The sequence below is a fragment of the Actinosynnema sp. NPDC050436 genome, from assembly GCF_040655415.1.
Taxonomy (GTDB): Bacteria; Actinomycetota; Actinomycetes; order Mycobacteriales; family Pseudonocardiaceae; genus Actinosynnema.
On record NZ_JBFAJV010000003.1, the window covers coordinates 452,142 to 476,494 of the forward strand.

The following is a 24,353-nucleotide window of genomic DNA, read 5'->3' on the forward strand; positions in this document are numbered from 1 at the left end:
CGCCGTCCGGAGTGGACGGCGGGCCGCGCCGCGAGGTGCCGTCACAGCACCACGTTCACCAGCCGGCCCGGCACGACGATCACCTTGCGCGGCTCGCCGCTGAGCAGCTCGGCCACCTTCGGGTCGCCCAGCGCCGCCGCCCGCACCTCGTCCTGCGACGCCGACGCGGGCACCACGACCCGGGCCTTCACCTTGCCGTTGACCTGGATCGGGTACTCGACGGTGTCCTCCACCAGGTACCGGTCCTCGGCGCGCGGGAACGGCCCGTGCGCCAGCGACCCGGTGTGGCCCAGCTTCGCCCACAGCTCCTCGGCCACGTGCGGGCACAGCGGTGCCAGCAGCAGCACCAGCGGCTCGGCCACCGCGCGCGGCGCACCGCCCGCGAAGTGCTTGGTGACGTAGTTGTTCAGCTCGATCAGCTTCGCGCCCGCCGTGTTGTAGCGCAGGTTCGCGTAGTCGTCGTGCACGCCCGCGATCGTCTTGTGCAGCAACCGCAGCGCGTCCTCGGCCGGCTGCTCGTCGGTGACCCGCAGCGCGCCGGTCTCCTCGTCGACCAGGTTGCGCCACAGCCGTTGCAGGAACCGCTGGGCACCCACGACGTCCTTCGTCGCCCACGGGCGGGACACGTCCATCGGGCCCATGGACATCTCGTACAGCCGGAACGTGTCCGCGCCGTACTGGTCGCACATCTCGTCCGGCGTCACGGCGTTCTTCAGGCTCTTGCCCATCTTGCCGTACTCGCGCCTGACCTCGGCGCCCTCGAAGAAGAACCGGCCGTCCCGCTCCTCGACGCGCGCGGCCTCGACCAGCGCGCCCCGGTCGTCGCGGTAGGCGTACGCCTCGATGTAGCCCTGGTTGAACAGCCGCCGGTACGGCTCGTCACCGGACACGTGGCCCAGGTCGAACAGCACCTTCTGCCAGAACCGGGAGTACAGCAGGTGCAGCACCGCGTGCTCCACGCCGCCGATGTACAGGTCGACGCCGCCCGGGTCGTCCGCGCCGTGCTCGGCGGTGCGCGGGCCCAGCCAGTAGCGCTCGTTCTCGGCGTTGACGAACCGCTCGGTCTCCGTCGGGTCCACGTACCGCATCTGGTACCAGCAGGACCCCGCCCAGTTGGGCATGGTGTTGGTCTCGCGGCGGTACTTCTTCGGCCCGTCGCCCAGGTCCAGCTCGACCTCCACCCACTCGCCCGCGCGGGACAGCGGCGGCGACGGCTCCGAGTCCGCGTCCTCCGGGTCGAACGTGCGGGGCGAGTAGTCGTCCACGTCGGGCAGCTCGATCGGCAGCATCGACTCGGGCACCGCGACCGGCGTGCCGGCCTCGTCGTAGACGATCGGGAACGGCTCGCCCCAGTACCGCTGGCGGGAGAACAGCCAGTCGCGCAGCTTGAACTGGACGGTGCCCTCGCCCCGGCCGTGCTCCTCCAGCCAGGCGATGATCGTCTTCTTGGCCTCGGCGACGTCCAGGCCGTCCAGGAAACCGCTGTTCACCGCCGGACCGGTGCCGGTGTACGCCTCGCCGTCGAAGCCCTCCGGCGGCTGCACGGTCCGCACGACCGGCAGGCCGAACGCCGTGGCGAAGTCCCAGTCGCGCTGGTCCTGGCCGGGCACCGCCATGATCGCCCCGGTGCCGTAGCCCATCAGCACGTAGTCGGCGACGTAGACCGGGATCTCCGCGCCGGTGGCCGGGTTGACGGCGTGCGCGCCGGTGAAGACGCCGGTCTTCTCCTTGTTCTCCTGGCGGTCCAGGTCGGACTTGCGGGCCACCGAGCGCCGGTACTCGGCGATCGCGCCGGCCCGGTCGGGGGTGGTGATCTCGTCCACCAGCGGGTGCTCGGGGGCCAGCACCACGTAGGTGGCGCCGAACAGCGTGTCCGGCCGGGTGGTGAACACCTCGACGTCGTGCCCGCCGACCGCGAACCGCACCCGCGCGCCGTGCGAGCGGCCGATCCAGTTGCGCTGCATCGACTTGACCTTCTCCGGCCACTCCAGCCGGTCCAGGTCGTCGACCAGGCGGTCGGCGTAGGCGGTGATCCGCATCATCCACTGGCGCAGCGAGCGCCGGAACACCGGGAAGTCGCCGCGCTCGCTGCGGCCGTCGGCGGTGACCTCCTCGTTGGCCAGCACCGTGCCCAGGCCGGGGCACCAGTTCACCGGGGCCTCGGACAGGTAGGCCAGCCGGTAGCCGCCCAGCACCTTCTCCCGCTGCGCGCCGGTCAGCTCCGCCCACGGCCGCCCGTCCGGCGTGGCCCGGGTGCCGTCCGCGAACTGCGCCTCCAGCTCGGCGATCGGGCGGGCCCTCTTCACCTCCTCGTCGAACCAGGAGTTGAAGATCTGCAGGAAGATCCACTGGGTCCACCGGTAGTAGCCCGGGTCGATCGTGGAGATCCGGCGGCGCTCGTCGTGGCCCAGGCCGACCCGGCGGATCTGCCGCAGGTAGGTCCGGATGTTGGCCTCGGTGGTCGCGCGCGGGTGCTGCCCGGTCTGCACGGCGTACTGCTCGGCGGGCAGGCCGAACGCGTCGAAGCCCATGGTGTGCAGCACGTTGCGGCCGTTCATCCGGTGGTACCGGGCGAACACGTCGGTGCCGATGAACCCCAGCGGGTGCCCGACGTGCAGGCCCGAACCGGACGGGTAGGGGAACATGTCCTGCACGAACAGCTTGTCGGCCGGCACCTCGCCCCGGAGCGGACCGACCGGGTTGGGCGCGTGGTAGGTCCCGCGCTCCTCCCACTCCCGTTGCCAGCGCCGCTCGATCTCGCCGGCCACGGCGGCGGTGTAGCGGAAGGCGGGCGTCTCGGCCGCGTCGGTGCTCATCTCGGGTCTTCCCTTCGGTTGCCGGCCCCTGACATGACGAAACCCCCCAGCCCAGGACAGGCATGAGGGGTTGCCGCGCCGACCTTCTGGAGGTCTGCGCGGCTAGCTAAGGAGCAGGCGGGCCGTGCTCATGACGTCAACGGTAGCAGCGGAGCGCAACCACGCCCCACCGGACACCCCGGGCCCGACCACCGCCGCACCGCTCCCCGGCCCGGCAGCGGCCGGGCCGGGGAGCGGTGGTCAGCGGATCGCCAGCGCGATGAAGCGGGTGACCTCCTCGGCGGCGAAGTTGTCGTCGCTGACCAGCACGAGCGTGCGCTCGCCGGACGGCAGGCGCGGGCCCCAGGCCAGCCCCTCGACGTTGTCGATCAGCGGCAGCGGGAAGTCGTCCAGGTCGGCGACCAGCTCCTTGCGCACCGGCCGCGCGCCCGCGTCCCGCAGGCTCGGCACGCCCTTCACGTCGGTCGAGCCCCACAGGTCGATCCGGTAGAGCCGCACCTTGTAGTCCGCGCCGGGCACCCAACTGCGCTCCAGGGCCAGGTAGCGGCCGGGGTGCGCCGGGTCGCTCAGGATCGCGGGCACCCCGGTGTCCGGGCCCCACGGGCCGGGCTCGGGTGCGGCGAACAGCGGCTCCAGCGGGTAGACGTGCTGGGACAGCACGTGCCCGAACCGGGTCTGCACGGTGATCCGGGTCAGGGAGCCCCGGTCGACGGTGGACTCCTCGCCGTCCTCCAGCAGCGGGCCCTCCACGATCGAGGTCACCAGCGCGCCGGCGGCGTCGAACGTGAGCGCTTCCAGCGCGCGGTTGCCGCGCGGTCCGGCGTCCGGGGTGATCGCGTAGTTCGCGGGCAGCGGGAGGGTGGACCGGTGCGCACCGGCGCGGGTGGAGCGCTCGATCGACGGCTGGACCGGCGTCGCGGCCCGGTTGCCCTCCTGTGCCCACCAGTAGTCGCCGGTCAGCGGGTCGACCCGGACGTCCTCGGGGTCCACGGCGTTGGGCGGGTAGGTGCTGCCGTCCGCCCGGCGCAGCGGCGTGGTGCCGGTGAGCGCGACGCCGCGCACGCCGGTCCCGTCCACGTCCAGCCGCGCGGTGTAGGTGCGCACCGGGTTGGTGTTCGAGCGGTCGTCGCTGATCAGGACGTACTCGCCGGTGCGCGGATCGCGGTCGATGCCGGACAGCCCGCCGACCGTCGTGCCCTGGAAGGCGAGCTTGTGGGGCAGGGTGGCGAAGCCGAGGTAGCGGGCCTGGGGCGCGGCGGCGGCCGGCGCGGCGGCGGCGAGGCCGGGGGTGAGGCCGGGGACGAGCGCGGCGGCGACGAGCGCCGCGCCGACCACCCAAGATCGAGATCTCATGGGTCCCGAGCCTGCCGGGGTGGTGGTGCGCGCGGTAGCGCTCAGACGGGTGACCACGTTCGGCGGACCTGGTGCGTTCCCGGCCGACGCCCGCGCCTACCCTCGACGGTGTGAACATCGTGCTGCTTGTCGTGCTGGGGCTGGTCGGTGGCGCTCTAGGGGTCGTCGGCGTCCTCGGGATGCGCGGTCGGCTCCGGCGCAACCGGTTCTTCGGGGTGCGCACCAAGGCCACCCTGCGTGACGAAGAGGCGTTCACCCTGGCCAACAGGGTCGCGGCGGTGCCCACCGTCGTGGCGGGGGCGATCGCCCTGGTCACGGCGGCGGCGGTGGCCGTCAACCCGTCCACCGCGCTGGTCGTGGGCCTGATCGGGCTGGTCGGCTCGCTGGCGATCGCCGGTGCGGCCGGCGTGCTGGGCCACCGCGCGGCCGAGGCGCTGCCCGAGCCCGAGACCTCCGGCTGCGGCGGCTGCGCGTGCGCCGGCGCGTGCGGCGTCCTCCAGCGCGCCTGAGCGGCTAGTTGCGGCGCACGTCGGTCGGGAAGGTCGCCAGCAGCGCCGTCGGCATCCCCTGGCGGCGCAGCACCCGGCCCCACAGGTCGACGTTCGGCGGGGTCAGCACGTCGTCGGGCAGGCCGGGCACGACGATCCAATCGCCGCGCTCGATCTCACCCGCCAACTGGCCCTCGCTCCACCCCGAGTAGCCCGCGAACACCCGCAGCCCGCGCACCCTCGCGGCCAGCGCGTCCGGGTCCGAGTCGAGGTCGATCAGCGCGACCGGGCCGTGCACGTTCACCACGCCCTCGATCGACCGGTGGTCCTCGCCGGTGCGCAGGGCGGCCAGGCACAGCGCGGTCTTCTGGTGCACCGGCCCGCCGATGTAGACGGCCTGCGGCCGGGTCGCGTGCGGGCCCCACGCCGGCAGCACGTCGTGCACGGCGACCTCGCTGGGCCGGTTGAGCACGACGCCCAGGGTGCCCTCCCCCCGGTGGTCGATGACGTAGACCACCGTGCGGCGGAAGTTCGAGTCGGTCAGGCCCGTCGCCGCGACCAGCAGGGAACCCGGTCGGACTTCCGCATCAGCACGCACGGGCCCATGATCCCAGACGGCGCACGTCACACCGGGAGCGGAACATCCGGGTTACCGTTGTCGTTGTACCGACCGCCAGGCGCCATCGAGTCCCCCGGGCCCAACACAAACCGCCTCCGCGGAATACCGTCCGGCTGGAGCCGCGCAGCGCGACCCGCCGAGAGGCGACCGGGCGCCTGGCCCGAGGAGGCCGGACCCGTCACGGGTCCGGCCTTCGCGGTGGTCAGGGCCTAGGCTCGACGGGTGACGACAGCCGGCCCCACAGCGGCGCAGCACCACCTCGGTACCCGCGGGCTCCTGGCGACCGCCGACTTCCGGCGGCTGTTCGCCACCCGGTTGGCCGGGCAGTGGGGTGACGGCGTGTTCCAGGCGGGCCTGGCCGGGGCCGTCCTGTTCAACCCGGAGCGGCAGGCCGACCCGCTGGCGGTGGCCGCCGGGTTCGCCGTGCTGCTGCTCCCGTACTCGGTGGTCGGCCCCTTCGCCGGCGCTCTGCTGGACCGCTGGGACCGCCGCCGGGTGCTGCTGGTCGCCAACCTCACCCGCGCGGTGTTCATCGTGCTCACGGCGGGTGCCGTCGGCCTCGGCCTGGACGGCGTGCCGCTCTACGCGGCGGCCCTGCTGGTGACGGGGGTGAGCCGGTTCGTCGGCTCCGGCCTGTCGGCGGCGCTGCCGCACGTGGTCGGGCCGGACCACCTGGTCGAGGCGAACGCGTTCGTCACCACCCTCGGGTCGCTGACCACCGTGCTCGGCGCGGGGTGCGCGGTCGGCCTGCGCGAGCTGTTCGGCGCGGGCGACGGCGGGTCCGCGTGGACCACGGCGTGCGCGGTGGCCGGGCCGCTGGTCGCGGCGTTCCTGGCGGCCCGGTTCCGCCGGGGCGCGCTGGGGCCGGACGAGGTGGACGAGCCCAGCCGCACGATGACGGCGGTGGCGCTGGGCCTGCTGGACGGCGCGCGGGCCGCGTGGCGCGCGCCGGCGGTGACCGCGTCGCTGGCCGCCCTGCTCGCCCACCGGGCCGCGTTCGGGGCGTCGCTGCTGCTCACCCTGCTGCTGATGCGCAACGGCCTGGAGGACTTCGGCCCGCTGCGGGCGGGCCTGGCGGGCCTGGGCGAGGTCGCCCTGGCCGGCGGCGCGGGCCTGCTGGTCGCGGGCCTGGTCACCGACCGGCTGGTGGCCGTGCTCGGGCGCACGGGCGCGATCTGCGGCGCGCTCGCGCTGGCCGCGTCGGCGCAGCTCGGCCTGGGCCTGCCGATGGTGCTGCCGACCATCCTGGCGGCGTCGTTCTTCCTGACCTTCGCGGGCCAGGTGGTCAAGCTGTGCGTGGACGCGGCCGTGCAGGGCGACGTCGGCGACGAGGTCCGGGGCCGGGTGTTCGCCCTCTACGACACGCTGTTCAACATCACGCAGGTGGTCGCCATCTCGGCGGCGGCGGCCGTCGTCCCCCTGGACGGCCGCTCGCCGGCGCTGGTCGTCGTGGCGGCCCTCGCCTACCTGGTCGGCGCGGTCGCCTACCTGGCGCTGAACCGCCGGGCGGGTTAGCCCCCGGCCACGGCGGCACGTCCCCGCCGGCCCCCGGTGCCGCCGCCTAGGCCGGCCCGCCCGGCACGGGCAGCCGGATGATGCCCGTCTCGTGCGCGAAGACCACGGCGGCCATCCGGTCGCGCAGGTTCAGCGCGCGCAGGATCTCGGTGACCACCAGGCCCACGTGGCGCTGGCTCACCGCCAGCACGCGCGCGATCTCGTGGTCGGCCAGCCCGCGCGCCAGGCACCGCAGCACGGCCCGCTGCTGGTCGCTGAGCGCGGCCAGCCCCTGCTCCCGGGTGACTCCCTCGGTCGACAGTCCCCACGTGTTCATCCGAAACCACCCCCAGTGTGCGTCCGACGCACACAGTCATGGTCCCGCAACTGCCTGTCACTTGGCTAACGGGAAGCGGGTGATTCGGCCGGGCGGTCACGCGGGGGGTTCGATCCCCTCCGACCGCGCCCACGCGTACAGCTCCGCGATCGCCTCGTCGTGCTCCAGCGGACCCCGGTCCAGCCGCAGCTCCTTGAGGAACTTCCACGCCCGCCCGACCTGCGGGCCCGGCGGCAGGCCGAGCAGCCGCATGATCTCGTTGCCGTCCAGGTCCGGCCGCACCCGGCGCAGGTCCTCCTCGGCGGCGATCCGGGCGATCCGGCGCTCCAGCTCGTCGTAGGTCCGCTGGAGCGCGTTGGCCTTGCGCTTGTTCCGGGTCGTGCAGTCGGCGCGGACCAGCTTGTGCAGCCGGGGCAGCAGGTGGTCGGCGTCGGTCACGTACCGGCGCACGGCCGAGTCGGTCCACCCACCCGAGCCGTAGCCGTGGAACCGCAGGTGGAGGTACACGAGCTGGGCGACGTCCTCCACGACCTCCTTGGAGTACCGCAGCGCCCGCAAGCGCTTGCGGACCATCTTCGCGCCGACCACCTCGTGGTGGTGGAACGAGACGCCGCCGCCGGCCTCGAACCGCCGGGTGTCCGGCTTGCCGATGTCGTGCAGCAGCGCGGCCAGCCGCAGCACCAGGTCGGGCTCCGGGCCGTCCTCCAGGTCGATCGCCTGGTCGAGCACGACCAGCGAGTGGTGGAACACGTCCTTGTGCTGGTGGTGCTCGTCGATCTCCAGCTTCATCGCGGGCAGCTCGGGCAGCACCACGTCGGCCAGGCCGGTGGACACCACCAGCTCCACCCCCGCGCGCGGGTGCGCGCCGGTCAGCAGCTTGGACAGCTCCGCCTGCACGCGCTCCGGCGTGATCCGGGCCAGCTCGCCCGCCATCGCGGTCATCGCCCCGACCACCCGGGGCGCGGGCGTGAAACCGAGCTGGGAGACGAACCGGGCGGCGCGCAGCATCCGCAGCGGGTCGTCGGAGAACGACTCCTGCGGCGTCGCCGGCGTGTCCAGCACCTTCGCGGCCAGCGCCGCCCGCCCGCCGGTCGGGTCCACCAGCTCCCGCGCCACCAGGTCGAACGCCATCGCGTTGACGGTGAAGTCGCGGCGCAGCAGGTCGCCTTCGACGGTGTCGCCGAAGGTCACCTCGGGGTTGCGGGTCACGCCGTCGTAGGCGTCCGCGCGGAACGTGGTGATCTCCACGGTCCGGCCGAGCTTGGTCGCGCCGACGGTGCCGAACGCGATGCCGGTGTCCCAGACCGCGTCCGCCCACCCGGCGAGCAGCCGCTGCACCTCGGGCGGCCGGGCGTCGGTGGTGAAGTCCAGGTCGAACCCGCCGGAGAGCCGCCCCAGCAGGGCGTCCCGCACGCTGCCGCCGACCAGGTACAGCCGGTGGCCCGCAGCGGCGAACCGGCCGGCCAGGTCGTCGGCCACGGGGAAGGCGCTCAGCAGTCCCACCACATCGGTGGACACGTTCGATTCGGACACGAAGAGCCAGCGTACTGGTAAGGCGCACCTCGACCACCACGCGTTGACCAAGGTCCACCGCCGCCGCACCGGTCGGCGGATCACCAGGCGCAACAGGGCGGCCACGCCCAGTAATCGCTGCTCACCACTACCATCAGGACCATGCCCCACTCGTCCGGTCGCTCCGGCGGTCCCAAGCCGAGGCGTCGGAACCGACGTCGCGGTCGCCGCCTGAAGACGGTGGACGAGACCTCGGCGGGCGGCCTCGTGCTGGACGACCTCCACCGGGCCGCCGCGATCATCGGGCGGCTGGACCGGCGTGGCAGGCTGCTCTGGTCACTGCCCAAAGGCCACATCGAGGCCGGCGAGACCGCGGAGCAGACCGCGGTGCGCGAGGTCGCCGAGGAGACCGGTATTCATAGCAGGGTGCTGCGCCCCCTCGGCTCGATCGACTACTGGTTCGTCGCCGAGGACCGGCGGGTGCACAAGACCGTCCACCACTTCCTCCTCGAAGCGCTGGGCGGCGAGCTTTCCGACGAAGACGTGGAGGTCACCGAGGTGGCGTGGGTGCCCCTTGGCGAGCTGGACGAGCGACTCGCCTACGCCGACGAGCGGCGGCTGGTGCGCCGCGCCGTCGAGCTGCTCGAATCGGCCCCGGCCGGGCTCGACCTGGCCGACGCCAACGTGGACGGAGCGGAGTAGGCGTGAAACGGCTGCTGTCCGCGCTCGCGGCGGCGGGGATGCTCGTCGGCGGCACACCCGCGCTCGCGGCCCCGGCCGACGGCGGGCGGCTGCCGGTGAAGCCCGCGCCCGCCACCCAGGTGTGGGCCACCCGCCCGGCGTCCCACCAGCCCGGCAGCACGGCCCAGCCGCTGCTGCGGCTCGACATCGAGGACCTCTCGCCCCGGCTGGTCACCGCCGCCACGACCTCGGTCACCATCAGCGGCAAGATCGTCAACGTCGGCGACCGCGACATCTCCGACCTGGAACTCCGGTTGGAGCGCGGTGAAGCGCTGACCAGCGAGGAGGACATCCGGCAGGCGCTGCGCGAGCCGACCGACGCGGAGGCCGTGCAGCCGTGGTTCACCCGGATCGCGGACGAGCTGAAAATGGGCCAGAGCAAGCCGTTCAGCCTGACCGTGCCGGTGCGCGGGCCGGAGAACACCTCGCTGCGCATCGACCGGCCCGGCGTCTACCCGGTGCTGGCCAACATCAACGGCAGCCTGGACCGGGGCTACCGCGCCCGGCTGGCCGCGCTGAGCACGCTGCTGCCGGTGCTCGCGGTGCCGGGCGGCGACGCGCTGCCGCCGCCGGCCGACCCGGCGAAGCTCACCCTGCTGTGGCCGCTGGCCGACCGCCCCCGGATGGTGTCCGGCGGGCTGGAACCCGTGCTCGCCGACGACGAGCTGGCGTCCTCGCTGGCCCTCGGCGGCCGGCTGTACGGCCTGCTCAAGGCGTACGAGTCGGCGTTGGAGGGCCCGCTGGGCGGCGCGGTCTGCCTGGCCGTCGACCCGGACCTGCTGCGCACCGTCCAGGCCATGGGCAAGGGCTACCAGGTCCAGGGGCAGGGCGAGGGCCGGGGCCGCAACGAGGCCGAGCTGTGGCTCGCCCAGCTCCGGCTGCTGGCCGGCGGCCGGTGCGTGGTCGCGCTGCCCGACGCCGACGCCGACCTGGTGGCGCTGTCCCGCGCCCGGCTGACCGACCTGGTCGCCCTGGCCACCCAGGGCGCCGAGCAGGTCCGCACGGTGCTGGAGGTGCAGGCGCTGCCCGGCCTGGCGTGGCCGGAGGACGGCGTGCTGGACCAGCAGACCCTCGCCGACCTGGCCCAGCAGGGCGTCACCTCCGCCGTGGTCGACCAGTCCGCCGTGGCGGGCACGCCGGGCAGCGGCCCGGTCACCCTCGACGCGGGCGGCAAGCCGGTCACCGCCGTCCGGATCGACGGCATGGTGTCCGACGCGCTGCGCGGCCCGGCGACGGCCCGGCCGGTCGCGGGCGGCATCACCACGCCGACCGAGACCCGCCCGGTGTCGGTGCAGAACGCGCTCGCCGCACTCGCCTACCGGACCGGCTTCCAGGCCGCCGGGCAGAACGTGGTGATCAGCCCGCCGCGCCGGTGGAACGCGCCGACCGGCGAGGTCAACACGTTCCTCCAGATCACCAAGTCGCTGGTCGGGTCCGGCTTCGCCACCCCGGTCGGGCTCCAGTCGCTGATCGGCTCGACGCCCGCGCAGACCGCCGCGCTGAGCTACCCGGTCGAGTCCGGCGCGCAGGAGGTGCCGCCGGCGGTGACCGCCGACGTGTCCTCGTCCTGGCGGCAGCTCGCGGAGCTGTCGAAGGCGATGAGCCAGCAGGACCGCGAGTCCACCCGGCCCGAGGAGCTGGTCGCGCCGCTGCGGCTGAGCCTGCTGCGGTCGGTGTCGGGCGCGTGGCGCGGCAACGAGGGCGGCGCGCGCGACGCGCTGGCCGTCGCCGACGACCAGCTCTCCGGCCTGCGCGGCAAGGTGTCGGTCACCGAGCCGAACAGCCCGATCCTGCTCGCGTCCGGGGACAGCCCGATCCCGGTGACCATCCGCAACCGGCTGGACGTGCGGATCACGGTCCGGATCGTGGTCGAGGAGACCCCCGGCATCGTCACCTCGCCGCTGCCCGACCAGCTCCTGCCCGCCGGCGGCGACCGGCAGCTCACCGTGCCGGTGGAGGTGCTGCGGTCGGGCAAGTTCCCGGTGCACATCCGGCTGACCACGCCCGAGGGCGTGGAACTCGGTGAACGGGCCCGGCTGGAGGTCTCCTCCTCGGCGTACGGGACGATCACCATCGTCATCACCGTCCTCGCCGGCGCCCTGCTGGTCCTGCTGTCCGCCCGGCGCATCTACCGGCGGGCGCGGGCCTCGCGGGCGGCAGCGGCGGCGGTGCCCCACGACGCCTCGGGCGTCACCCCGGAGAAGTCGAGCACGAGTTGAGCGGAACACCCACGGTGACCGAGCAGGCGAAGCCCCCCTCGGTGGCACGGGCCTCGGGCTCGATGGCCATCGCCACGATCGTCAGCCGGGCGTCCGGCCTGCTGTCCAAGCTGATGCTGATCACCATCATCGGCGCCGGGATGCTCAACGACTCGTACCAGGCGGCGACCACGCTGCCGACGATGATCAACGAGCTGCTCCTCGGCGGCGTGCTCACCTCGGTGGCGATCCCGCTGCTGGTGCGCGCCGAGAAGGAGGACGGCGACGGCGGCGAGTCCTACGCGCAGTGGCTGATCACCATGTCGGCCGTCCTGCTGGGCGTGGGCACGCTGGTCGCGGTCGCCTGCGCGCCGCTGCTCACCTCGCTGTTCACCGGCTCGTCGAGCCAGGCCAACCCGGCGCTGGTCACCGCGTTCGCGTACCTGGTGCTGCCGGGCATCGTGTTCTACGGCCTGTCCGCGCTGCTGGGCGCGATCCTCAACACCCGCCACGTGTTCGGCCTGCCCACCTGGGCGCCGGTGCTCAACAACGTCGTGGTGATCCTGACCCTGGTCGTGTACTGGCTGGTGCCGGGGGAGATCACGCTCGACCCGGTGCGCATGGGCGAGCCGAAGCTGCTGATCCTGGGCCTGGGCACGATGCTGGGCGTGGGCGTGCAGGCGGCGGTGATGCTGCCCGCGATGAAGCGCACCGGCTTCCGCTGGCGCTGGCGCTGGGGCTGGGACCGGCGGCTGGCCGAGTTCGGCGGGCTGGCCTTCTGGGTGCTGCTGTACGTGGCGCTCGGCTTCGTCAGCATGGCGGTGCTGACCCGGGTCGCGCTGAACTCCGTGGGCGCGCTGACCGCCTACAACTACCAGTGGCTGGTCGCGCAGGTGCCCTACGGCGTGCTGGGCGTCTCGCTGCTGACCGCGCTGATGCCGAAGATGTCGCGCGCCGCCGCGTCGGACGACGTCCCGGCCCTGGTCGGCGACCTGTCGTTCGGCAACCGGATGTCCTCGATCATGCTGATGCCGTTCAGCGCGCTGCTGACGGTCGCGGGGCTGCCGATCGGGCTGGCGATCTTCTCGCACGGCGAGTCCGGCCTCGCCGGCGGCGAGCGCATGGGCATGGCGCTGGCGCTGTCCGCGTTCGGCCTGGTGCCCTACGCGATCACGCTGCTGCAACTGCGGGTGTTCTACGCGTTGAAGGACGCGCGCACGCCCACCCTGATCCAGGGGATCATCGTCGCGGTCCGGGTCGTGCTGCTCTACGCCTTCTTGGAGTTCGCGCCCAACGAGAAGCTCGCGGTGGGCGTGTCGATCGCCATGTCGCTGAGCTTCGTCGTCGGCTGCCTGGTCGGCCAGCTCTGGCTGCGGATCCGGTTGGGCCGGCTGCGCACGGGGTACACGGCGTGGACGATCTGCTTGACCGTGGTGGCGTCGGCCATCGGCTTCGCGGTGGCGGCGGGCGCGGCGTGGCTCGCCGTCCGCCTGCTGGGAACCGAAGGTCCGGTGGCCACCGCGTTCGTGGAGCTGGTGGTGCTCACGGTCGTGGGCCTGCCGTCGAGCTTCGCGCTCCTGGCCGTGTTCCGGGTACCCGAGGTGAAGCCGGTGGTGGACAAGATCATCCGACTGGTGCGGCGGCGATGACCGCGCCGTTCCGGCCGACTCCCGTACCCTCGGGCGCGTGAGCAGCGGCCCGATCCAGAACACCTCGCTGGTACCCGGCGGGGTGATCGGCGACGGCCGCTACCGGCTGCTCGCCCAGTCGGGGGTCGACCGGCGGTGCGACGCCCACCTGTGGCGCGCGCGGGACGGCCAGCTCAACCGGGACGTCGCGCTGACCGTCCTGGTGGGCAACCCGGCGGACCACGCCGCGCTGGCCCGCGCGAAGCGGACCGTCGAGCGCGCGATGCACGCGGCGAGCTTCACCCACCCCGGTGTCGCCCGGGTGATCGACGTGCTGACGCCCGGCACCGGCATCCGCTTCGACGAGGGCATCCTCGGCATCGTCGTGGCCGAGTGGACCCAGGGCACCGACCTGATGGACCTGGTCGCCGAGGGCCCGCTGCCCGCCGGTGCCGCGACCAAGCTGCTGGAGCCGCTGGGCGCGGCCATCGAGGGCGCGCACCACGCCGGCCTGGTGCTGGGCGCGGACCACCCGCAGCGCATCCGGGTCACCTCGGACGGCCGGCTGCGGCTGGCGTTCCCCGGCCCCCGGCCGGACGCGATCGCCCGGGACGACGTCAAGGGCCTGGGCGCGGTGCTGTACCTGCTGCTGACCGGCCGGTGGGCGCTGCCCGGCGGCCCGGACGGCGTGCCGGTGGCCCCGACCGGCCCGGACGGGGCGGTCGTCCCGCCCAGCGCGCTGCACCCGTACGTGCCGCACGAGCTGTCGTCGGTGGCCGTGCGCTCGCTGGAGGACACCAGCGTGGGCGGCATCCGCACGTCAGCGGCGATCCTCCAGGTGCTGGACCAGATCTCCGAGTCGGAGGCGCAGACCGCGCTGCTCGCGCCCGTGCCCGACCCGGGCGACGACGGCGCGGTGTGGACCACCCAGCGCCCGCCGCGCGGCAAGGACCACAAGCGCAAGCTGATGATCAGCGTCGCCGTGCTGGCCATCGCCACGCTGGCGGTCGTGGTGTGGCTGGGCTTCCAGATCGTCAACTTCTTCAGCGACTCGCCGACCAAGGGCGGCGGCCCGACCGTGGTGATCGGCCAGTCCACGCCCGTCGCCTCCGGGCAGCAGGCCCCGCCACCGCCGCCCACCCCGGCCGGGCCGGTGCAGCCCGCGTCCGTCGGCGTCTACGACGTGACCAACCAGCCGGACAACGCGAACCGCGCGGACCGGGCGGTCGACAACAACCCGACGACGGTCTGGCAGACCGAGAACTACTTCCAGCCGTTCCCGTCGCTCAAGCCCGGGATCGGGCTGATGGCGAGCTTCGCCGAACAGGTGAAGCTCGCGTCGGTGACGGTGACCTCGCCCAGCGAGGGCACGGTGGTGGAGGTCCGGGTGGCCGCGTCGGACGGCGCCCCGCTGGAGGAGACCAAGGTGATCGCGGTCGCCACGCTGTCGTCGGGGCAGACCCAGATCCAGCTGAACGAGCACGACCCGTCCCAGCACGTGCTGGTGTGGATCACCAAGCTCGGCGGCGAGGGCCGCAACAACAGGTCCGAGATCGCCGAGCTGGTCTACACGCGGGCCCAGTAGCCCGCGAGAGGAACCCCGATGCCCCCGAAGCGCACCGGCCCGCACCTGCCGCTGGCCGCCCTCCTGCTCGCCGCGTCCGTGCTCGCGGTGGACGGGCCAGCGTGGGTCAAGGCCGCCCTGCTGGCCCTGGCCGGCGCGGCGGTCGCGGTGTGGGCGGCGGCCCGCCGGCGGGAGCGGCTGCGCCGCGCCGCCGACCCGGAACCCGCCGTCCCCGGCAGTGCGCTGAACGGGTGATCGGAGCAACACCGACGAGGGCCGATACCCTCTGACCCGTGACCGCCGCAGCCAGCTCGGACGCAGACCTCATCGCGGCCCACGCCGCGGGCGACCCGCACGCGTTCTCGGAGCTGGTGAAACGGCACCGAGATCGGTTGTGGGCGGTGGCGCTGCGCACGCTGCGCGACCCGGAGGAGGCGGCGGACGCGCTCCAGGAGGCGTTCATCTCCGCCTTCCGGGCCGCTGCGAGCTTCCGGGCCGAGTCGCAGGTCACCACCTGGCTGCACCGGATCGTGGTGAACGCCTGCCTGGACCGGATGCGGCGGCGGCAGACCCGGCCGACCGTGCCGCTGCCCGAGGCCGGGCCCGGCGAGCCGGTGGCCCCGCGCGACGCGATGGCGGAGCGGGAGACCCGGCTGGTCGTGCAGGAGGCGCTGGCGGAGCTCCCGGAGGAGCAACGCGCCCCGATCGTGCTGGTGGACGTGGAGGGGTACTCCGTGGCGGAGACGGCCCAGATCCTGGGCATCGCGGAGGGCACCGTGAAGTCGAGGTGCGCCCGGGGCCGGGCGAAGCTGGCCAAAGTTCTGGGGCACCTCCGGAACCAGAGTGCAGATGCGAACGTCCCAGTCACCGATGTGCAGGTGCAACGAGGACGTCAGTTGGAGGAACGATGACCGGCAATGCGCGGCGCTCCGGGCCGCCGTGGTCCGTCGACCTGCTGGCTGACCTGCACGCCGGGGTCCTGGACCCGCGCAGCGAGGCCGAGCTGCGGTCGGTGGTGGCGGGCGACCCCGAGGCGCAGGCCGTCCTGGCCGCGCTGGACGCGACGCTCGACGACCTGCGGGGGCTGGGCGACGTGCCGCCGATCCCGATGCCCCGGAACGTGGCCGACCGGATCGACGCGGCCCTGGCCGAGGAGGCCCGGCCGGTCGCCCCGGTGGTCGACCTGGCCGCCCGGCGCCGCAAGAAGCAGCTCGGGTGGGGTGCCGGCCTGCTGGCCGCCGCCGCCGTCGCGGTGGGTGTCGTGGTGGTCTCGACCCAGGCCAACACCGCCGCCCCGCCCGGCGACCAGGTGGCGCTGCCGACCCCGACGAACTCGCCGGTCACCGCACCGGGCACCGCGCCGCTCGCGGTGAAGGGCAACGACTTCGGCCCGGTGTTCGGCGACGTGCTCAAGGCGCAGAACTACGGCCCGCTGGAGAACCAGGACAAGCTGGCCGGCTGCCTCAAGGGCGGGGACGTCGTCGGCGGCAAGCCGCTGGGCGTCAGCCCGATCACCCTCGACGGCCGGGACGCGGTCATGGCGATCCTGCCCGGCGGCAAGCCCGGCGCGTTCCAGATCGTCGTGCTCGACCCCGAGACGTGCGGCCCGGACAACCCGAACGGCGTGCTGGCCAAGAGCAACATAACGCCGTAGTAGTGCACCTCACCCACTAGGCAAGGAATCACGGCACCCTACGATCCGTTGAAGGCAAGTGCAGGCCAAGCCTGTCACGATCAACGGAGGTCGAGGGTGTCGGACGTTCGGAACCTGATCGTCGTGGGGTCGGGGCCCGCCGGGTACACCGCCGCGGTCTACGCGGCGCGCGCGCAGCTCGAACCGCTGGTGTTCGAGGGCTCGCAGTACGGCGGCGCGCTGATGACCACGACCGAAGTCGAGAACTACCCCGGCTTCCGCGACGGCATCATGGGCCCCGACCTCATGGAGCAGATGAGGGAGCAGGCCAAGCGGTTCGGCGCGGAGCTGCGCGCCGAGGACGTGGAGTCGGTGGAGCTGGAGGGCGACGTCAAGTACGTCACCGCCAACGGCACCCGCTACGCGGCCAGGACCGTGGTGCTGGCCATGGGCGCGGCGGCCCGCTACCTGAACGTGCCCGGTGAGCAGGAGCTGCTCGGGCGGGGCGTCTCGGCGTGCGCGACCTGCGACGGCTTCTTCTTCCGCGACCAGGACATCGCCGTGGTCGGCGGCGGCGACTCGGCGATGGAGGAGGCGACCTTCCTGACCCGGTTCGCCCGGTCGGTGACGATCATCCACCGCCGCGAGGAGTTCCGGTCCTCCCGGATCATGCTGGAGCGCGCCCGCAGCAACGAGAAGATCAAGTGGCTGCTCAACGCCGAGGTCACCGAGGTGCTCGGCCAGGGCGCGGTGTCGGGCGTCAAGGTCCGGGACACCCGGACCGGCGAGGTCTCCGAGCACCCGTTCACCGGCTTCTTCGTCGCCATCGGCCACGACCCGCGCAGCGAGCTGGTGCGCGGCCAGGTCGACGTGGACGACGCCGGGTACGTGAAGGTGCAGGACCGGACCACGTACACCAACGTCACCGGCGTCTTCGCCGCCGGCGACCTGGTCGACCACACCTACCGGCAGGCGATCACCGCCGCCGGCTCGGGCTGCTCCGCCGCGATCGACGCCGAGCGCTGGCTCGCCGAGCACGGCTCCCCGGAGGCCGCCCTGGCCGCCGAGCACGTCGGCGGCGGCTACGGCGAGCCCGCCACCACCAGCTAGATCCCCACCCGGACAGAGGAGAACAACATGGCAGGCGCCACCGTGCCGGTGACGAAGGACACGTTCCTGGAGAACGTGCTCCAGAGCGAGAAGCCGGTCCTGGTCGACTTCTGGGCGACCTGGTGCGGCCCGTGCAAGATGGTCGCCCCGGTGCTGGAGGAGATCGCGGCCGAGCACGCCGAGAAGATCACCGTGGCGAAGCTCGACATCGACGCCAACCCGTCGATCGCGCGGGACTACCAGATCATGTCGGTGCCGACCCTGATCCTGTTCCAGGGCGGCAAGCCGGTGAAGCAGATCGTGGGTGCGAAGCCGAAGGCCGCGCTGCTCAACGACCTGTCCGACGTCCTCGCCTGAGTGCACCTCGCAGCGTGACCCGTCCGTCGAACGAATGACGGACGGGTCGCGCTTTTTGGTGTGGGTAACCACTCTTCGTAGCCCAACGTGGGGCATCCGTTCAGGCAAGGCACAATGAGACGTCAACCGGCGCGTCGACCGACGTCGGCGCCAGAGCGAACTGAGGGGTACATGCCGCTACTCCGCCGCGGGGATTTCGGTCCGGACGTCGCCGAGGTCAGGGCCACGCTGACCAGGCTCGGGTTGCTGTCCGATCCGCAGCCGTCGCAGGTGTTCGACCTCCCGGTCGAGCACGCCGTGCGCGCGTTCCAGCAGCAGCGGGGTCTCATCACCGACGGCATCGTCGGCCCGGCCACGTACCGCGCGCTGCGCGACGCCACGTTCCGCCTGGGTGACCGCCCGCTCGCGTTCCTGATGTCCCAGCCGGTGACCGGCGACGACGTGTTCGCGCTCCAGGAGCGCCTGCTGGAGCTGGGCTACGACGCCGGGCGCGCGAACGGCGAGTTCGGCCAGCAGACCGAGCAGGCGCTGCGGAACTTCCAGCGCGACTACGGCCTGATCGTCGACGGGATGTGCGGCCCCGACACGGTGCGCGCGCTGCGCCAGCTCCAGCCCAAGGTGCGCGGCGGGCGCCCGGTGTTCCTGCGCGAGCAGGAGCGCGTGCGCCGGGCCGGCCCGAGGCTGTCCGGCAAGCGGATCATCATCGACCCGGGCCACGGCGGCCAGGACCGGGGCGTCGTGGTCGACGGCGTGTCCGAGGCCGACGTGATGCTCGACCTGGCCAGGCTGCTGGAGGGCAAGATGGCCGCGACGGGCATGGAGGCCCTGCTCACGCGGGGGCCGAACAACTGCCCGGACGAGGGCCAGCGGGCGAAGTTCGCCAACGAGGCGGGCGCGGACCTGATCCTGTCCCTGCACAGCGACGCGAACCCGTCCGCGCTGGCGTCGGGCGTGGCGAGCTTCCACTTCGGCACCGGCAACGGCACGTCGTCCACGGTCGGCGAGGCCCTGGCGGGCTTCATCCAGCGCGAGATCGTCGCCCGCACCGGGATGCTGGACTGCGGCACGCACCCGAAGACGTGGGACATGCTCCGGATGACCAGGTGCACGGCGGTCCGCGTGGAGGTCGGCTACCTGACCAACCGGGGCGACCGCGCACGCCTGGCCGACCCGTCGTTCCGGGACGTGGTGGCCGAGGGCGTCCTGGTGGCGGTGAAGAGGCTGTACCTGCTGGGCAAGGACGACCAGCCCACGGGCACGTTCACCCTGGACGACCTGATGCGCCACGAGCTGACCACCGGCCAGGCCAGGTAACCACCCGACCGGCCGGTGCTCAGCCCAGGACCAGCATCACGTAGAGGGCCACGAAGAAGCCGCACACGACCGTGTGCGTGATCGGTCGCCGCGCCAGGATGGCCACGAACTCGCGCAGGAACGCGCTGGGCCAGAAGTACAGCGCCGTGTGCGACCCGATGACCTCCAGCTTCATCCGCATCCGGCGGGCGAGGACGGCGGTGCGGAAGACGTGGTAGTTGTTGGTCACGGCGACGGTCCGGCCGGCGTGGCCGCGTTCGTCGAGCAGGGCCTTGCTGTACTTCAGGTTCTCCTCGGTGGTGGTGGCGCGGTCCTCCAGCACGATCGCGTCGTCAGGCACGCCCCGCTCCAGCAGGTAGCGGTGCATGGCCGCCGCCTCCGAGGTCTCCTCGTCCGCGCCCTGGCCGCCGGAGACGACGACGACCGGCGCGTGGCCGGCCGCGACCTCGCGGCGGTACACCTTCGTCGCGCGGTCCAGGCGGCCGGCCAGCAGGGGTGGGACGCGGTCGCCGACCAGGCCCGCGCCGAGGACGATCACCGCGTCGAAGCCGGTGCGGCGGCCGGTCTTGCCGTAGATGACCGAGTAGAGCAGCAGGCTGACGAACAGGAACGCCACGTACGCGGCGACGATCACCAGCGAGCCGACGACCGCGTGCACCCACTCGCGGTCGTCGGCCAGCGCGAAGACGAACACCACGCCCAGCGCGATGATCGCCAGGCCGGTGAGCAGCGACAGCAGGTTGGCCGGCGACCGGCCCTCGCGGCGCAGCATGACCACGCCGTTGAGCACCAGCACCACCGGCAGGACGAGCCCGGAGACGAGCACCGCCGCCACCACCGCGTACCCGATGGCGTTGTTGAGCCACGTCGGCAGGTCGTCGCGCGACACCAGCCACAGGAACCCGAACACCAGGGTCAGGCCGAGCCAGACCGCGTTCGCCACCCTCCGCCGGTCACGGCGCACGCCGAGGACGAGGAACACGGCCGCCAGCACGGCGAGGATCGCGTACAGCACGCGGTCAAACTAATCCGATCACCGCGCGCCTGTCGCACCGCGTTACCCGACCGGCATCTCCCACGGCGCGGTGGGCAGCGCCGAGCCGGTCTCCAGCAGCGACTTGAGGTTGGACAGCACGGCCGGCCAGCCGTGGGTGATGTCGGCGAGGTCCTTCTCGTCGGCCAGGCCCACGTGGGTCACGGTGAGCCGGACGATCCCCTCGTGCGGTTCGACCAGGTAGGTGACGGTCGAGTGCGCGGAGCCGTCACCGTGGGGGTCGCGCCACGTCGTGACCAGGCGGTTCGGCGGCTCGCTGGTCACCACCTCGCCGACGATGTCGGCGACCCCGGAGCCGTCGGTGCGGCGGTGCTGCCAGGTGGAGCCCTGCTGCCAGTCGGACACGTTGGCGTGCCCCCAGTAGGCGGCGGTCAGGTCGGCGTCGGTGAGCGCCTCCCAGACCGCCGACGGGGTGCTCCGGATGTAGGTCACGTACACGAATTCGGGCTTCATGGAGTTCTCCGCCTGTCGTTTGATCGTGCTGAGCACCCGGAGCCGGGGCTGCTCGAACCGCTCGATCCACCGTTCCTGGATCTCGTGCAGCGGCACGGGGTTGAGGTAGTGCAGCTTCTCCCGGCCCCGGCGGACGGTGGTGATCAGGTTCGCGGCCTCCAGCACGCCGAGGTGCTGCGTCACGGACTGCCGCGCCATGCCCAGCCGCGTGCACAGCTCGGTGAGCGTCTGACCGTTCTCCTCGCGCAGCCGGTCGAGCAGGTAGCGACGGGTCTCGTCGGCCAGCGCCTTGAACACCTTGTCCACGCCGGAAGGTTAGGCAGGCAATTACCTGCATGTCAAGCAGCGGGCGGAGAACAGCAGGTCAGAGCGCGGAAAAGCGGGAACCGCCGCCGGGCCGATGCGGCCAGGTCGGTTCGGTGAGGACGGGTTCGGTGAGGTCGAGCGGAGGGGCTAGACCGGGCGGAAGCTGGGTTCGGCGGTGGCGGTGGAGACCGTCACCGTGTTGAGCAGCCGCTCCAGCGCCGCCTCGACGTCTTCCTTCCACGAGGACGCGCTGCGCAGGTCCAGCCGCAGCCTGGGCCACCGGGGATGCGGGCGGACGGTCTTGAAGCCCACCTGGAGCAGGAAGTCGGCCGGGGTCACGCACGAGCGCTCGTCGTCCGAGGGCTGGTTGTCCGCGAACGCCTCGACGGCCTTCACGCCCCGGCGGGTCAGGTCCTTCGCCACGGTCTGCACGAGCACCCGGCCGAGGCCGCCGCCCCGGAACTCCGGCAGCACCTCCAGGCCGGTCATCAGCACCGCGTCGGGGCTGACGGGGGAGGTGGGGAAGGCCAGCGACCGGGGCACGGCGGCCGGCGGCGCGTAGAACACGGAGCCCGCCGGGATGCCGTCGCAGTAGATGATCCGGCCGCAGGAACCCCATTCGAGCAGGACGCTGGAGACCCACGCCTCCTTCTCGAACTCCGTGTCGCCGTACTCCTCCGCCTGCTCCCGCAGGTGCGGCGCCAGCTCCCAGAACACGCACGTCCGGCTGTGCTTGGAGAGGTGCTCCAGGTTGTCCAGCGTGACGCCCACAACGCGTCGCGTCACCCCGACCTCCCAAGCCCCCGAATGCAACCCCCACGAGGATAGGCGGATGTGACCCCGGTCTGGAAGACGGATGCCCCGAACGGGACGGCGGTTACACTCAGCCGGGAACAAACCCGCCGGTAACCGCTACTACGTCGGAGTTCCCCGTGAACCTGCCCGGACAGCCACCCAAGCAGGGTGCCAGAAGCCTCGACCCCCACCTGCGCCGGTACGCGGCGCGCACGGCGGGCATGACGGCATCGGAGATCCGGGCGCTGTTCGCGGTGGCGAGCCGACCCGAGGTGGTGTCCCTGGCGGGAGGGATGCCCCACCTGGCGGCACTTCCCCTCGACTCGCTGTCCGCCGAGATCGGCGACCTGATCGCGCAGGACGGCCTGGTCGCGCTCCAGTACGGCTCCGCGCACGGCGTGCCGGAGCTGCGCGAGCAGATCTGCGACGTGATGGCGCTGGAGGGCATCAACGCCCACCCGGACGACGTCGTGGTCACCGTGGGCTCCCAGATGGGCCTGGACATGGTGACCCGGATCTTCTGCGACCCGGGTGACGTCGTGCTGGCCGAGGGCCCGTCGTACGTGGGGGCGCTGGGCTCGTTCTCCGCCTACCAGGCCCAGGTGGTGCACGTGGCGATGGACGCGGACGGCCTGGTGCCCTCCGCGCTCCAGGAGGCGGTGCTGGCGGTCGAGAAGGCCGGTCAGCGCGTCAAGTTCCTCTACACCATCCCGAACTTCCACAACCCCGCCGGCGTGACGCTCGCCGTGCAGCGGCGGGCCGAGGTGCTGGAGATCTGCCGGCGGCACGGCATCCTCGTGGTCGAGGACAACCCGTACGGGCTGCTCGGCTTCGACGGCGTCACCTACCCGGCGCTGCGCTCCACCGACCCGGACAACGTCGTGTACCTCGGCTCGTTCTCCAAGACGTTCGCGGCGGGCCTGCGGGTGGGCTGGGTGCTCGCGCCGCACGCCGTGCGCGAGAAGCTCGTGCTGGCCGCCGAGTCGGCCACGCTGTGCCCGCCGACCCTCAACCAGCTCATCGTGTCGCGCTACCTGTCGACGCACGACTGGAAGGGTCAGATCAAGACCTACCGGGAGGCGTACCGGGAGCGCCGGGACGCGGCGATCTCGGCGCTCGAACAGCACATGCCGGTCGGTTCCACGTGGAACAAGCCCAACGGCGGGTTCTACGTCTGGCTGACCGTGCCGGAGGGCGTCGACACCAAGGCGATGCTCCCGCGCGCGATCACCCAGCGCGTGGCGTACGCCTCGGGCACCGGCTTCTACGCCGACGGCCTGGGCAGCCGCCAGTTGCGCATCTCCTACTGCTACCCGACGCCGGAGCGCATCCGCGAGGGCGTGCGCCGGCTGGCGAACGTGATCAAGGACGAGATGGAGTTGCTGGAGACGTTCGGCCCCACGGCCGCGCGTGCCGTCTCCGGACCGCAGAACCCGTCGCCCGACACCGCCTGAGGGCCGGCACCCGGACCTGGCACACCACCGGGTCCGGTCCCGCCCGGATCGCGGCGCGGCCGGACCCGACCCAGCCCGGCGAGTCCGCCGGGCTCCACACCGCAGGAGAAGAACGTTGTCTGACCGCTGGGTCGCCGTGCTGTCCGGGGGTCTGTCGCACGAGCGCGAGGTGAGCCTGCGATCCGGTCGCCGGCTGTCCGCCGCGCTGCGTTCGGCGGGCCTGGTCGTGGAGGAGTGGGACGCCGACGCGCACCTGCTGACCCGGCTGCGCGAGCACCGGCCCGACGCCGTCGTCGTCGCGCTGCACGGCGGCGAGGGCGAGAACGGGTCGGTGCAGACCATCCTGGAACTGGTCGGCGTGCCGTTCGTCGGCGCGGACTCGCGGGCGTGCCGCCGGGCGTGGGACAAGCCGACCGCCAAGGGCGAGATCGCGCGCGCCGGGCTGGCCACGCCGGAGTGGGCGGTGCTGCCGCACGCGACGTTCCGCGAGCTGGGGGCGAAGCCCGTGCTGGACGCGCTGGTCGACCGGTTCGGCCTGCCGCTGATGCTCAAGCCGGACCAGGGCGGGTCGGCGCTGGGCGCCCAGGTCGTGCGCGAGGCGGCGGACCTGCCGGCCGCGATGGTCGGGTGCCTGGCGTACGGCGACACCGTGCTGGCCGAGCGGTACGTGGCGGGCGTCGAGGTGGCCGTGGCGGTCGTGGACGGACCGGACGGGCCGTACGCCCTGCCGCCGGTCGAGATCGTGCCGGAGAACGGCATCTACGACTACACCGCGCGGTACACCGCCGGCTTGACCGACTTCCACGCGCCCGCGCGGCTGGACGACAAGAGCAGCCAGGCGGTCGGCGAACTCGCCGTGGCCGCGCACCGGCTGCTCGGTCTGCGGGACGTGTCGCGGACGGACGCGGTCGTCGCGCCGGACGGCACCGTGCACTTCCTCGAAGTGAACGTCTCACCCGGCCTGACCGAGACCTCGCTGCTGCCGATGGCGGTCGAGGCGGCCGGCGCGTCGCTCGGCGAGATCTACGCCGGGCTCATCGAGCGCGCTGTTTCACGGTAAACATCGCTTAGCACTAAGGTGACGGCCCGTATCCGATTGGATGCGGGCCGTAATCGTCACCGTGACA

Annotated in this window: 22 protein-coding genes; 14 read left to right on the forward strand and 8 right to left on the reverse strand. The window is 72.9% G+C overall.

Annotation, left to right across the window (positions count from 1 at the left end):
- Window positions 1-41 precede the first annotated feature (41 nt).
- Both leuS and AB0I60_RS10570 read right to left on the reverse strand, forming a co-directional pair.
- A complete protein-coding gene (gene leuS / locus AB0I60_RS10565; RefSeq protein ID WP_360727548.1) occupies window positions 42-2,816 on the reverse strand; it encodes a leucine--tRNA ligase in 2,775 nt (924 codons plus the stop codon).
- A gap of 240 nt (window positions 2,817-3,056) precedes the next feature.
- Window positions 3,057-4,169 carry an esterase-like activity of phytase family protein gene (locus AB0I60_RS10570; protein ID WP_360727551.1) on the reverse strand — a complete coding sequence of 371 codons (1,113 nt, stop codon included), beginning with the start codon at window positions 4,167-4,169 and terminating at the stop codon, window positions 3,057-3,059.
- 110 nt (window positions 4,170-4,279) lie between these two features.
- Here AB0I60_RS10570 and AB0I60_RS10575 point away from each other — a divergent pair, with 110 nt between their 5' ends.
- Window positions 4,280-4,678: an SdpI family protein gene (locus AB0I60_RS10575; RefSeq protein ID WP_360727554.1), complete on the forward strand. Its 399-nt coding sequence runs from the start codon at window positions 4,280-4,282 to the stop codon at window positions 4,676-4,678.
- 4 nt (window positions 4,679-4,682) lie between these two features.
- Here the strand turns inward: AB0I60_RS10575 and AB0I60_RS10580 are convergent, their stop codons facing one another.
- The gene (locus AB0I60_RS10580) at window positions 4,683-5,255 is read right to left on the reverse strand and encodes a YqgE/AlgH family protein (protein WP_360727557.1); all 573 of its coding nucleotides are present in this window, start codon (window positions 5,253-5,255) and stop codon (window positions 4,683-4,685) included.
- A 243-nt stretch (window positions 5,256-5,498) separates the two neighbouring features.
- On the opposite strand from AB0I60_RS10580, the gene AB0I60_RS10585 reads away from it, so the two are divergent.
- Window positions 5,499-6,791, forward strand: coding sequence for an MFS transporter (locus AB0I60_RS10585; protein ID WP_360727560.1), 1,293 nt, complete (start codon window positions 5,499-5,501; stop codon window positions 6,789-6,791).
- Window positions 6,792-6,837: 46 nt separating this feature from the next.
- Here AB0I60_RS10585 and AB0I60_RS10590 read toward each other — a convergent pair whose 3' ends face one another.
- On the reverse strand, window positions 6,838-7,107 hold the full coding sequence (locus AB0I60_RS10590; protein WP_360727563.1) for a LuxR C-terminal-related transcriptional regulator: 270 nt from the start codon (window positions 7,105-7,107) through the stop codon (window positions 6,838-6,840).
- Between the two features lie 96 nt (window positions 7,108-7,203).
- Entirely contained in the window at window positions 7,204-8,640 is a 1,437-nt protein-coding gene (locus AB0I60_RS10595) for a CCA tRNA nucleotidyltransferase (protein WP_360727566.1), read from the reverse strand.
- A 141-nt stretch (window positions 8,641-8,781) separates the two neighbouring features.
- On the opposite strand from AB0I60_RS10595, the gene AB0I60_RS10600 reads away from it, so the two are divergent.
- From AB0I60_RS10600 to AB0I60_RS10645, 10 genes are all read left to right on the forward strand, one after another.
- Window positions 8,782-9,321 (forward strand): NUDIX hydrolase, encoded by a 540-nt coding sequence (locus tag AB0I60_RS10600; protein ID WP_360727569.1) that lies wholly within the window; start codon window positions 8,782-8,784, stop codon window positions 9,319-9,321.
- Window positions 9,322-9,323: 2 nt separating this feature from the next.
- Window positions 9,324-11,579: a DUF6049 family protein gene (locus AB0I60_RS10605; RefSeq protein WP_360727572.1), complete on the forward strand. Its 2,256-nt coding sequence runs from the start codon at window positions 9,324-9,326 to the stop codon at window positions 11,577-11,579.
- Window positions 11,576-13,207 carry a murein biosynthesis integral membrane protein MurJ gene (gene murJ / locus AB0I60_RS10610; protein ID WP_360727575.1) on the forward strand — a complete coding sequence of 544 codons (1,632 nt, stop codon included), beginning with the start codon at window positions 11,576-11,578 and terminating at the stop codon, window positions 13,205-13,207. Before AB0I60_RS10605 ends, murJ begins: the two co-directional genes overlap by 4 nt.
- Window positions 13,208-13,244: 37 nt before the next feature.
- A complete protein-coding gene (locus AB0I60_RS10615) occupies window positions 13,245-14,771 on the forward strand; it encodes a protein kinase family protein (protein ID WP_360727578.1) in 1,527 nt (508 codons plus the stop codon).
- Between the two features lie 18 nt (window positions 14,772-14,789).
- Complete coding sequence (locus AB0I60_RS10620) at window positions 14,790-15,005, forward strand: hypothetical protein (protein ID WP_360727580.1); 216 nt, start codon at window positions 14,790-14,792, stop codon at window positions 15,003-15,005.
- 38 nt (window positions 15,006-15,043) lie between these two features.
- Window positions 15,044-15,661, forward strand: a complete 618-nt coding sequence (gene sigM / locus AB0I60_RS10625) for an RNA polymerase sigma factor SigM (protein ID WP_360727582.1) — start codon at window positions 15,044-15,046, stop codon at window positions 15,659-15,661.
- A complete protein-coding gene (locus AB0I60_RS10630; RefSeq protein ID WP_360727584.1) occupies window positions 15,658-16,404 on the forward strand; it encodes a hypothetical protein in 747 nt (248 codons plus the stop codon). Before sigM ends, AB0I60_RS10630 begins: the two co-directional genes overlap by 4 nt.
- 96 nt (window positions 16,405-16,500) lie before the next feature.
- Window positions 16,501-17,493 carry a thioredoxin-disulfide reductase gene (gene trxB, locus AB0I60_RS10635; protein ID WP_360727586.1) on the forward strand — a complete coding sequence of 331 codons (993 nt, stop codon included), beginning with the start codon at window positions 16,501-16,503 and terminating at the stop codon, window positions 17,491-17,493.
- 27 nt (window positions 17,494-17,520) lie between these two features.
- Window positions 17,521-17,850 carry a thioredoxin gene (gene trxA, locus AB0I60_RS10640; RefSeq protein ID WP_360727588.1) on the forward strand — a complete coding sequence of 110 codons (330 nt, stop codon included), beginning with the start codon at window positions 17,521-17,523 and terminating at the stop codon, window positions 17,848-17,850.
- Between the two features lie 171 nt (window positions 17,851-18,021).
- On the forward strand, window positions 18,022-19,164 hold the full coding sequence (locus AB0I60_RS10645) for an N-acetylmuramoyl-L-alanine amidase (protein ID WP_360727589.1): 1,143 nt from the start codon (window positions 18,022-18,024) through the stop codon (window positions 19,162-19,164).
- 19 nt (window positions 19,165-19,183) lie between these two features.
- On the opposite strand, the gene AB0I60_RS10650 is transcribed toward AB0I60_RS10645, so the two are convergent.
- From AB0I60_RS10650 to AB0I60_RS10660, 3 genes are all read right to left on the reverse strand, one after another.
- Window positions 19,184-20,179, reverse strand: a complete 996-nt coding sequence (locus tag AB0I60_RS10650; RefSeq protein WP_360727591.1) for a YdcF family protein — start codon at window positions 20,177-20,179, stop codon at window positions 19,184-19,186.
- Window positions 20,180-20,221: 42 nt separating this feature from the next.
- Complete coding sequence (locus AB0I60_RS10655; protein WP_360727593.1) at window positions 20,222-20,977, reverse strand: metalloregulator ArsR/SmtB family transcription factor; 756 nt, start codon at window positions 20,975-20,977, stop codon at window positions 20,222-20,224.
- A 147-nt stretch (window positions 20,978-21,124) separates the two neighbouring features.
- Window positions 21,125-21,763 carry a GNAT family N-acetyltransferase gene (locus AB0I60_RS10660; RefSeq protein WP_360727595.1) on the reverse strand — a complete coding sequence of 213 codons (639 nt, stop codon included), beginning with the start codon at window positions 21,761-21,763 and terminating at the stop codon, window positions 21,125-21,127.
- A 146-nt stretch (window positions 21,764-21,909) separates the two neighbouring features.
- On the opposite strand from AB0I60_RS10660, the gene AB0I60_RS10665 reads away from it, so the two are divergent.
- Both AB0I60_RS10665 and AB0I60_RS10670 read left to right on the forward strand, forming a co-directional pair.
- Window positions 21,910-23,226 carry a PLP-dependent aminotransferase family protein gene (locus AB0I60_RS10665; protein WP_360727598.1) on the forward strand — a complete coding sequence of 439 codons (1,317 nt, stop codon included), beginning with the start codon at window positions 21,910-21,912 and terminating at the stop codon, window positions 23,224-23,226.
- 115 nt (window positions 23,227-23,341) lie between these two features.
- Window positions 23,342-24,286, forward strand: coding sequence for a D-alanine--D-alanine ligase (locus AB0I60_RS10670; protein WP_360727599.1), 945 nt, complete (start codon window positions 23,342-23,344; stop codon window positions 24,284-24,286).
- Window positions 24,287-24,353 lie beyond the last annotated feature (67 nt).